The organism is Silvania sp. (assembly GCF_051656365.1).
GTDB lineage: Bacteria > Pseudomonadota > Gammaproteobacteria > Enterobacterales > Enterobacteriaceae > Enterobacter > Enterobacter hatchlandensis.
In genome coordinates this window covers 1-4,633 of sequence record NZ_JBOGBT010000007.1, presented here as the reverse complement: position 1 = coordinate 4,633, position 4,633 = coordinate 1, and the positions used below count along the sequence as shown (strand labels likewise).

Here is a 4,633-nt window from a genome sequence, read left to right as displayed (position 1 = left end):
CATGACTACGCACCCCAGCAGCAAAACGGGGGCCGTGAGTGCGAAGAGAGCAAAGATGAGACACTTCATGGCTTCACCTTCCAGGCCAATCGCGGAGCGCATGCCACACGAAAAAGGGCGACAGCACGCTGCTCTCGCCCTTTTGTACTTTAGCCTTTGAGGTTTACTTTGACGTTAGTTCCAATGGCTTACTTTTTCTCGCGTCCGGCGATGATCTCATCCGCCACGTTGCGCGGTGCCTCCGCATAATGGTGGAACTCCATGCTATAGGTGGCCCGTCCCTGCGACATCGATCGCAGCGTGGTGGCGTAGCCGAACATTTCGGCCAGCGGGACGTCAGCGCGGATAATCTGGCTGCCAAACCGCTCATCCATACCCTGTACCAGCCCGCGGCGGGAAGAGAGATCGCCCATGATGTTCCCGGCGTACTCTTCCGGCGTTTCGACTTCGACGTGCATCATCGGCTCCAGGATCACCGGGTCTGCTTTGCGTGCCCCCTCTTTAAAGCCAAAGATCGCCGCCATGCGGAAGGCCAGCTCTGACGAGTCGACGTCGTGATACGACCCAAAGGTCAGGGTCGCTTTGACATCCACCACCGGATAACCCGCCAGCACGCCGCTGTTAATGGCTTCCCGCAGCCCTTTTTCCACCGACGGGATATACTCACGCGGCACCACGCCGCCTTTGGTGGCATCAACGAAAGCAAACCCGCTGCCCGGCTCCTGCGGCTCCAGGCTCAGGACCACATGTCCGTACTGCCCTTTCCCGCCGGACTGGCGCACAAATTTGCCTTCGATGTCGCTCACCGCTTTGCGGATGGTTTCGCGATACGTCACCTGCGGACGGCCAATATTCGCCTCGACGCCAAACTCACGCTTCATGCGGTCGACGATAATCTCAAGATGCAGTTCACCCATCCCGGAGATAATCGTCTGGCCGGACTCCTCGTCAGTATGCAGATGGAACGAGGGATCTTCCGCCGCCAGACGGTGCAGCGCGATACCCATTTTCTCCTGATCGGCCTTGGTTTTTGGCTCAATCGCCAGCGAAATCACCGGGTCCGGAAACTCCATCCGCTCGAGAGTGATCACCGCGTTCGGGTCGGTCAGGGTGTCGCCGGTGGTGACATCCTTCAGCCCCACGCAGGCGGCGATATCCCCGGCCCGCAACTCGTCCACGTCATGCCGGTCGTTGGCGTGCATCAGCACAATGCGGCCGATGCGCTCTTTCTTGCCTTTCACCGGGTTGTACACCGCATCGCCTTTTTTCAGCACCCCGGAGTAGACGCGAATAAAGGTCAACTGGCCCACGTAAGGGTCGCTCATCAGCTTGAACGCCAGCGCCGAGAACGGCTCGTCATCGCTGGGGTGACGCTCGGCGTGTTCCCCTTTTTCATCCACGCCGTCAATGGCAGGCACGTCGAGGGGCGATGGCATCAGCTCAATCACCGCATCAAGCATGCGCTGCACGCCTTTGTTTTTAAATGCGCTGCCGCACAGCATCGGCTGGATTTCGCCCGCAACGGTGCGTTTGCGTAAGCCGCTGACGATCTCGGCTTCATCCAGATCGCCCGTTTCCAGATATTTGTCCATCAGCGCGTCGGTGGCTTCCGCCGCTGCGGAGACCATTTTTTCCCGCCATTGCTGCGCGGTATCCCGCAATTCGTCCGGGACCGGCGCATAGCTGAAGGTCATCCCTTGAGTCGCGTCATCCCAGATAATGGCGCGCATCTTGATCAAATCGACCACCCCGGTGAAGTGATCTTCTGCCCCGATGGGGATCACAATCGGTACCGGGTGGGCTTTCAGCCGGTCGATCATCATCTGCACCACGCGGAAGAAATCGGCGCCCTGGCGGTCCATCTTGTTGACGAAGGCAATGCGCGGCACGCGGTATTTATTGGCCTGCCGCCAGACAGTTTCTGACTGAGGCTGTACGCCGCCCACCGAGTCATAGACCATCACCGCACCGTCGAGGACGCGCATCGAGCGCTCCACTTCGATGGTGAAATCCACGTGCCCGGGAGTGTCGATAATGTTGATCCGGTGCGGCTCATAGCTGCGGTCCATACCGGGCCAGAAGCAGCTCACCGCCGCAGAGGTAATGGTGATCCCGCGCTCTTGCTCCTGCGCCATCCAGTCAGTGGTTGCCGCGCCATCGTGGACTTCACCCAGCTTGTGGCTCATCCCGGTGTAAAACAGGATGCGCTCAGTGGTGGTCGTTTTACCGGCATCGATATGCGCGGAGATACCGATATTGCGATAACGTTCGAGGGGGATGGGTCGGGGCATGATGCGTCCTTAGTCAGTTGACATAAAATTCGCGGCCAGGATAGCCGCGTGTTGATATGTAGATTATAATAGTCCTATTGTACGAGTATATTCGAACTATTTTTTTAAGGCCTGAACTATCAATGACATTGATAAGGCTTATCACTGCACCAGGAAGAGTATGATTGCCAACCACCCCGACACTGAACAAATCACGCTGGAGAACGTTTTGCTGGCTCTCGGTAACCCGCTGCGGCTGGCGATCATCGGCCAACTGGCCGACGGCAGCGAACTCAGCTGCAACGCACTGCGCCCGCAGGAAGTCGCCAAATCGACCATGACCCACCACTGGCGCGTGCTGCGCGACAGCGGCGTGATCTGGCAGCGCCCTCAGGGGCGGGAAAATATCATTTCGTTACGCAGAGAAGATCTGGATGCCCGCTTCCCTGGACTGCTGGAGACATTGCTGCGGGTGATGTGTCAGGAGGCATAATGCCCTTACCCTGTCACCTGATAGAGGGCGCAAAAACTAAAACGGTAACCCCCGGGTTACCGTTTCGCTTTTACTTCCGGCTCAGGTAATCAATATCGCCCGGATATCATTCACATTGGTGAGTGTCGGCCCGGTTACCACCAAATCCCCTGTGGCCGAAAAATAGCTGTAACTGTCGTGCCCGCGCAGCATGCCTCTGGCATCCAGTGTGGTTCTCGACAGCGTATCCGGGGTGATGATTGCGCCTGCGGCATCCTCCGTGCCGTCAATGCCGTCGCTGTCTCCGGCGATGGCATAAATCCCCGCCTCCCCCTTTAGCGCACAGGCCAGCGCCAGCAAAAACTCGGTGTTGCGCCCGCCGCGTCCACAGCCGCAGTCGCCAATCGTTACCGTGGTTTCGCCGCCGCTCAGCAAAACCGCCGGGCCTTTCACCGGCAGCCCATGCTGTTTTACCGATCTCGCTATCCCTGCCATCATCACCCCCAGTTGCGCGCTTTCACCCTCCAGCGCATCGCCCAGAATCAATGGCGTATAGCCCATGCGCTGCGCCACCCCGGCAGCGGCGGCCAACGCACCAGACGGCGTGGCGATCAGGCGAATGTCATCGTGAATTTCCGCCGCCGTCACCGGGGCGCGCGGGGTGTTGAGCACCCGCAGGACGTGTTCCGGCAGATCCAGACCATAGCGGGCGACAATCTCCAGCGCCTCTTCCGCCGTGGAGCTGTCCGCCACCGTCGGGCCAGAGGCGATGCTCTGGGGATCGTCACCCGGCACATCGCTGATGATCAGCGTAATCACCCGGGCGGGACGAGCAGCCAGCGCCAGCCGTCCGCCCTTGATATCCGACAGCTGCTTGCGCACGGTATTCATCTCGTGGATGGTCGCCCCGCTCTTCAACAGCGCTTTGTTGACCGCCTGTTTGTCGGCAAGGGTGATGCCCTGGCGCGGCAGCGCCAGCAATGACGACCCGCCGCCGGAGATCAACGCAATCACGCAGTCATCAGCGCTGAGGTGCTTCACCTGCTCCATCATCAGCATCGACGCCACCTCACTCATCGCATCCGACACCGGATGCGCCGCTTCGACAATGCGGATTTTTTGCGTCGGTACCGCGTGGCCGTAGCGCGTCACCACTACGCCCTGTAAATCCACCTCCGGCCAGGCGGCCTCCAGCGCAGCAGCCATCGCCGCGCTGGCTTTCCCGGCTCCGACCACAATGCAGCGTCCGCGCGGTTTCTCGGGCAGGGCTTTGATCAGCGCCTCATGTGGGTCGGCGCTTTTTACCGCCGCCATAAAGATTTCAGTAAGCGCCCCTCGCAGGGCGCTGTCGTCGGGTTGTGCCATAGGGTCAGCCTTCTGCGATGGCGCGGATCACCGCCAGGGTGACCTCGCGGGTGTTGGCCGTGCCGCCCACGTCCGGAGTCATGATCCCCTGGGCGCAGACCTGTTCGACGGCGACCATCAGGCGTGTGGCGGCCTCTGCTTCGCCAAGATGTTCCAGCATCTGCGCTGCCGTCCAGAAGCTGGCGACCGGGTTAGCAATCCCTTTGCCGGTGATATCAAATGCCGAGCCGTGGATCGGTTCAAACATCGACGGGAACCGACGCTCAGGATCGATATTGGCAGTGGGCGCGACGCCCAGGCTGCCCGCCAGCGCCCCGGCCAGATCCGAGAGGATATCGGCGTGCAGGTTGGTGGCCACAATGGTGTCCAGCGATTCCGGATGCAGGGTCATGCGCACGGTCATCGCGTCGACCAGCATTTTATCCCAGCTCACGTCCGGGAATTCACGCGCCACTTCGGCGGCAATTTCATCCCACATCACCATTCCGTGACGCTGGGCGTTGGACTTGGTCACCACGGTCAACAG

The 4,633-nt window shown here is 60.2% G+C and carries 4 protein-coding genes; 1 reads left to right on the top strand and 3 read right to left on the bottom strand.

The window, feature by feature from the left end; all coding sequences use genetic code 11:
• Positions 1 to 188: 188 nt before the first annotated feature.
• Complete coding sequence (fusA, locus tag ACRDD5_RS00860) at positions 189 to 2,291, bottom strand: elongation factor G (protein ID WP_438675608.1); 2,103 nt, start codon at positions 2,289 to 2,291, stop codon at positions 189 to 191.
• A 160-nt stretch (positions 2,292 to 2,451) separates the two neighbouring features.
• Here fusA and ACRDD5_RS00855 point away from each other — a divergent pair, with 160 nt between their 5' ends.
• The gene (locus tag ACRDD5_RS00855) at positions 2,452 to 2,763 is read left to right on the top strand and encodes an ArsR/SmtB family transcription factor (RefSeq protein WP_271280621.1); all 312 of its coding nucleotides are present in this window, start codon (positions 2,452 to 2,454) and stop codon (positions 2,761 to 2,763) included.
• Positions 2,764 to 2,844: 81 nt separating this feature from the next.
• Here the strand turns inward: ACRDD5_RS00855 and ACRDD5_RS00850 are convergent, their stop codons facing one another.
• Complete coding sequence (locus ACRDD5_RS00850) at positions 2,845 to 4,107, bottom strand: glycerate kinase type-2 family protein (protein ID WP_438675607.1); 1,263 nt, start codon at positions 4,105 to 4,107, stop codon at positions 2,845 to 2,847.
• 4 nt (positions 4,108 to 4,111) lie between these two features.
• Positions 4,112 to 4,633: isocitrate/isopropylmalate family dehydrogenase (locus ACRDD5_RS00845; RefSeq protein ID WP_438675606.1), on the bottom strand; the 522-nt coding region annotated here is incomplete at its 5' end.